Here is a 5,354-nt window from a genome sequence, read left to right on the forward strand (position 1 = left end):
ACCAACTGTAGCGGTCAACGCCGAACCATTGCTTCGGCTTATCCGTCATCTCCATACTTGGTGCCATCCTCTATCCCGGCTGCATCGAATCCCGCGCGCCGCAGACGGCAGCTGTCGCACACGCCGCAGGCCCGTCCATCGGGCAGCGGATCGTAGCACGACCAACTGGCACCAGGATCGAGCCCGAGACGGGCCGCTTCTTGCGCGATTTCGCTCTTCTTCAGGTGTTGGAGCGGGGCGTGAACCCGCACGGTACCGCCCTGATCGCCAAGCTTGGTGGCGACCCGGGCGAGACTCTCGAAGCCGCCGATGAATTCCGGCCGGCAATCGGGATAGCCTGAATAATCGAGCGCGTTGACCCCGATAAAGAGGTCTGATGATCCAGCCGCCTCAGCCCATGCCAGGGCCAGCGAGAGGAAGACGAGATTGCGGGCCGGCACGTAAGTGACCGGAATGTCGTCGCCCACCCCGTCTTTCGGCACAGCGATATCAGCAGTAAGCGCCGATCCACCAAATTGGCGCAGATCGAGCGGCAGAATGACATGGCGCTCTACGCCCAGCGCTGAAGCAATGCCGCGCGCCGCCTCGATCTCGACCCGGTGGCGCTGGTTGTAATCCATCGTCAGCGCGAGAACACGAAAACCCTGCTCACGCGCAAGGGCGGCGCAGACCATCGAATCGAGCCCACCCGAGAGCAGGACAACGGCGAGCGGGCTTTCCCGGGAAACGGCTTCGGCGACCATGTAGCAGAGCTAAAGCCATGAACTGCTTGTGGCAATCCTCAGCGCGCAATCAGGATGTGCATGCGCCGATGCGCCGCACTTCCGCGCGGAAATTGAACGGCACGCCGTGTGCGATACCCTGCGTTTCCAACTGCACGAGCTGCGCACTTTCATAGCGAACGGATGTCTGTCCGTAGCCATTGCCCGGGCAGGTGTAATGGACCGTTACCGTGTCCGCCGTGTCCTGCACCGTGAAGCTGCGGCAGACTTCGCGCATATGCTGAATCTGGATCAAGCGGCGACCGTTCTCGATGCACAGCCTGCTGCGGCCGCCGGCGAGATCGCGATCCCGCACTTCCCATTGCCCCGGCTTGAGCTGGTCGAGCATGGCAAGCGAAGGGCGCTGCGCCGTAAGCGCAGGTGCGACAAACACGAGCGACATGAAGGCGCCGCCACCAATCAGCCGGACAAGCTGGCGGGCCGAGACTTCGGTTAGGGTGCGCAGCAGGCGGTCCATCTGGCAGGCGCGTCCAAAAAGGCGCCCCGACACCATGCCGGACCGCTGCTTGCAGTATACGCAAAATCTGGCTGCGTTAAAGTGTTCTTCGTCAGCGACGAACCGAATCGGTGGTATCAGTCGAGATCAATCTCGAAGACCTTCGAGCAGAATGCGCAGTCGACGAGGATCAATCCTTCCTCATTGCGCATCTCTGCGCGCTCTGCCGCCCCGAAGCGCGCCAGTACGGATCGATAGTAGTCGCTGCTGCAGCGGCACCCTTTGACGATCTGCTTGCCGCGTTCCACGCGCACCTCGCGCTCTTCGTGAAAGAGCCGCCAAAGGACCGTCTCCAGATCGAGGTCTGGATCGACCAGTTCGGTGGGTGAAACCGAACCGCCCATGATCCGCATATGCTCCCATTCCGGATGATCGAGCTGAACATGGAGCCGCTCACGGCCTTCCTCACCCTCTGGCAAGTGCTGGATCAGCATGCCGCCCGCGACGCAGCCAGCTGAATCGCTGCGCACACCGAGGCGGATCAGTGTGGGGATCTGTTCCGACTGCAGGAAGTAGCTCTCGCAGGCCGCTGCAAGTGTCTCTCCCTCAAGCGGAACGACGCCCTGATAGCGCTGCCCCGTCGCCGCGAGATCGAAAGTGATGGCAAGGTAGCCATCCCCGAACAGGGCGTGCAGCGTAGGACTGGGCCCCAGTTCGTCCAGCCGCGCGCGGTCGAAACGGACATAGCCGCGCAGCTCGCCGCTGCGGTAGTCGCAGACGAGCAGGTCGATCACGCCATCCTGGGTCTGCGCCTGCATCGTCAGCTGGCTCTGCTCATCCTTGAGCAGGGAACCAAGCAGCGTTGCCAGCACCATCGCCTCGGCCAGCAGGTGGCGGATCGGCGCAGGATAGGCGTGCGCCGCGATCACAGCATCGAGCACAGGTCCAAGGCGCACGATGCGTCCGCGCGCATTACGCTCGGGCACAGTGAAAGTCAGGACCTGGTCAAAGCCGGTCGTCCCGGCAGAAGCGGCATCATCCGACATGGTCAGAGCTGCCCGAACGCCCAGCGCAAGATCGATTTCTGCGCGTGGATGCGGTTTTCTGCCTCATCCCACACGACCGATTGCGGGCCATCAATCACGTCGTCGGTCACTTCCTCCCCGCGATGGGCGGGCAGGCAGTGCAGCAAGAGGGCATCGGACTTCGCCAGCGCCATGAGGCCTGCGTTCACCTGGAACGGGGTCATCGCGGCAAGCTTGGCCTCGGCGTGGGCCTGCCCCATCGAGATCCAGGTGTCGGTCACGACAACGTCGGCGCCGCGCACGGCATCCGCCGCGCTGCGAACGGTATCGATGCGAGCACCGCCAGCGCGCGCTGCGGCAATGAATGCGGGATCGCTGTCGTACCCCTCGGGCACGCCGATGCGGATGTTGAACTTCATCAGCCCCGCCGCCTCGACGAACGAGTTGAGCACGTTGTTGCCGTCACCTAGCCACGCGACCTCAAGCCCGGGCAGCGCCTTGCCGTGTTCGAGCAGGGTCTGCAGATCGGCGACGATCTGGCAGGGATGCGAGAGATCGGTCAGCCCATTGATCACCGGCACGCTGGCGTAATGCGCCAGTTCCTCGAGCTTCGCGTGATCATCGGTGCGCAGCATGATGGCATCGGCCATGCGGCTGAGCACACGGGCCGTATCGGCGATGGTCTCCCCGCGGCCTAGCTGCGTGGTCCCGGCGTCGAGCACGAGGCCGCTGCCGCCAAGCTGACGGATCGCGATGTCGAAGGAGACCCGCGTACGCGTCGAGTTCTTCTCGAACACCATGGCGAGGACCCGGCCGGCGAGCGGCGCATCGGCGTCGTGCTGACCCTTGGGCAGCGCGCGCCGCGCCGCCTTCCGGTCCATGGCATCACCCAGAATGGCGGCGAGGGCATCGCCGCCGGCGTCGCTCAGGCTGAGGAAATGCCGGGTCATGCCGGCACGGCTTCGACCGCATAACTGGCAGTTGCGGCCGAGAGCTTCTCCATGAATTCGTCGATGTGGCTGTCATCGATCACCAGTGGCGGCAGGACGCGGAAGGTCATGTCACCCGCTGCGACGGTGAGCAGATGGTGGTTGTCACGCATGTGGGCGACGAACGCGCGCGGCTCGATCTTCATCTTGACGCCGAGCATCAGGCCCCGCCCGCGCACCAGTTCGAACATGTCCGGGTAGTTGCCGATGAACTGCTCGAGCCGGCCGCGTAGCCGCTCTCCCTTTGCCTTCACGTCCGCGAGGAAGGCGGGTTCAGCCACCACATCGAGCACGGCTTCGGCCGCAGCCATCGCCAGCGGATTGCCGCCATAGGTGCTGCCGTGGGTGCCGATCACCATGCCGCGTGCGGCCTTTTCGGTCGCGAGGCAGGCGCCGAGCGGGAAGCCGCCGCCGATACCCTTGGCGCTCGCCATGATGTCGGGCGTCACGCCGTACTGCTCGTAGGCATAGAGATCGCCGGTGCGGGCGACGCCGCACTGCACTTCGTCGAAGATCAGCATGAGGTCATGCTCGTCGGCAAGAGCGCGCAGGCCCTGGAGGAATTCGGGCGAGGCATCGCGGATGCCGCCCTCCCCCTGGATCGGCTCGACAAGGAAGCCCGCCGTATTCGGCCCGATCGCTGCTCGCGCCCCTTCGAGGTCGTCGAAGTCGACATAGCGGAAGCCTTCGAGCAACGGCAGGAAGCCCTTGTGCATCTTTTCCTGATTGGAGGCGCTGATCGTGGCCATCGTGCGGCCATGGAACGCGTTCTTGAACGTGATCAGCTCATAGCGCTCGGTATTGCCGGCATGCTGATGATAGGCGCGCGCGGTCTTGATCGCGCATTCGACGGCCTCGGCACCCGAATTGGTGAAGAACACCGTATCGGCGAACGTCAGGTCTACCAGCCGCTGGGCCAGATGCTCGCCCTGCGGGCTGCCGTAGAGATTGGAGACATGCATCAGCGTTGCTGCCTGCCGCTGAATCGCGCCGATCAGATGCTCGTTGCTGTGGCCGAGCAGGTTGACCGCGATGCCGCTGGCGAAATCGAGATAGCGCGTGCCGTCTTCACTGATCAGATGGCAATGCTCTCCGCGCACCGGACGCACGCCGCACCGGGGATAGACGGGCATCAACGGGGTGATCGACATGACACGTTTCCTTCCTGCTTCGGCTCCCGCTGTGCCGGGAGTGTTGTCGTAAACGACAAATGGCGACCCCGAAGGGCCGCCATCTAAAAATGCCGGTGGCGCAGGGCTTCGGCCATCGGCCGAAGGACCCCGCACCAATCTCAGTCTTGTCGGGGCGTCAGGTTGACCGCCGAGTACTTACCCCGCCGATCGACCTCGAGATCGAACTCGAGCTTGTCGCCCTCATTCAGCTCGCGCATGCCCGAACGCTCGACAGCGCTGATGTGCACGAACGCGTCAGGCTGGCCATCATCACGCGTGATGAAGCCGAAGCCCTTCATGGCGTTGAAGAACTTGACTGTGCCGGTAGCCTTCTCACCCGTCAGCTGGCGCTGCGGCGCGGCGGGCTTGGCCGCGACCGCAATCACGTCACCCACGACCTGCAGATCGGCTGCGGAGATCTTGCCGCCGCGATCAACGAGGTTGAACTCGAGCTGCTGGCCTTCGGCAAGACCTTCAAGGCCTGCACGCTCGACAGCGCTGATGTGGACGAACACATCCTCACCGCCGTCTTCGCGCTGGATGAAGCCAAAGCCCTTCTGACCGTTGAAGAACTTCACCACACCCTTGCCGGTGCCGACGACCTGCGCCGGCATGCCGCCGCCGCGGGGACCGCCGAAGCCGCCACCACCACCGCCGCCGCCACCGCCGCGGGGACCGCCGCTGAAGCCACCGCGATCACCGCCGCCGAAGCCGCCACGGTCGCCACCGCCGAAGCCGCCGCGATCACCGCCGCCGAAACCACCGCGACCGCCACCGCCACCGCCGCCGCCGAAGCCGCCGCGATCAAAGCCGCCGCCGCCGAAACCACCGCCGCCGCCGTAAGGGTCGAAGCCGCCCTCGTCACCGAAACCATCGCGCTTGTCGCGTCCGCGACCCCGCCGCCCTCTGTCAAAACCCATAAAAACCAATAAACCTTCGTTCCGCCCCTG

At 64.5% G+C, this 5,354-nt stretch carries 6 protein-coding genes; all 6 read right to left on the reverse strand.

The window, feature by feature from the left end; genetic code table 11:
• Window positions 1-38: 38 nt before the first annotated feature.
• On the reverse strand, window positions 39-743 hold the full coding sequence (gene queC / locus Q0071_RS22500; RefSeq protein WP_298174807.1) for a 7-cyano-7-deazaguanine synthase QueC: 705 nt from the start codon (window positions 741-743) through the stop codon (window positions 39-41).
• 49 nt (window positions 744-792) lie between these two features.
• Window positions 793-1,239: a DUF3617 family protein gene (locus Q0071_RS22505; protein WP_298174808.1), complete on the reverse strand. Its 447-nt coding sequence runs from the start codon at window positions 1,237-1,239 to the stop codon at window positions 793-795.
• Window positions 1,240-1,355: 116 nt separating this feature from the next.
• Window positions 1,356-2,264, reverse strand: coding sequence for an Hsp33 family molecular chaperone HslO (locus Q0071_RS22510; RefSeq protein WP_298174809.1), 909 nt, complete (start codon window positions 2,262-2,264; stop codon window positions 1,356-1,358).
• Between the two features lie 2 nt (window positions 2,265-2,266).
• Window positions 2,267-3,193 (reverse strand): ornithine carbamoyltransferase, encoded by a 927-nt coding sequence (argF, locus tag Q0071_RS22515; RefSeq protein ID WP_298174810.1) that lies wholly within the window; start codon window positions 3,191-3,193, stop codon window positions 2,267-2,269.
• A complete protein-coding gene (locus Q0071_RS22520) occupies window positions 3,190-4,383 on the reverse strand; it encodes an aspartate aminotransferase family protein (RefSeq protein WP_298174811.1) in 1,194 nt (397 codons plus the stop codon). The genes argF and Q0071_RS22520 overlap by 4 nt, the downstream gene beginning before the upstream one ends.
• Before the next feature lie 140 nt (window positions 4,384-4,523).
• Window positions 4,524-5,324, reverse strand: coding sequence for a cold-shock protein (locus Q0071_RS22525; RefSeq protein ID WP_298174812.1), 801 nt, complete (start codon window positions 5,322-5,324; stop codon window positions 4,524-4,526).
• Window positions 5,325-5,354: the final 30 nt, after the last annotated feature.

The organism is Novosphingobium sp., from assembly GCF_027486195.1.
GTDB lineage: Bacteria > Pseudomonadota > Alphaproteobacteria > Sphingomonadales > Sphingomonadaceae > Novosphingobium.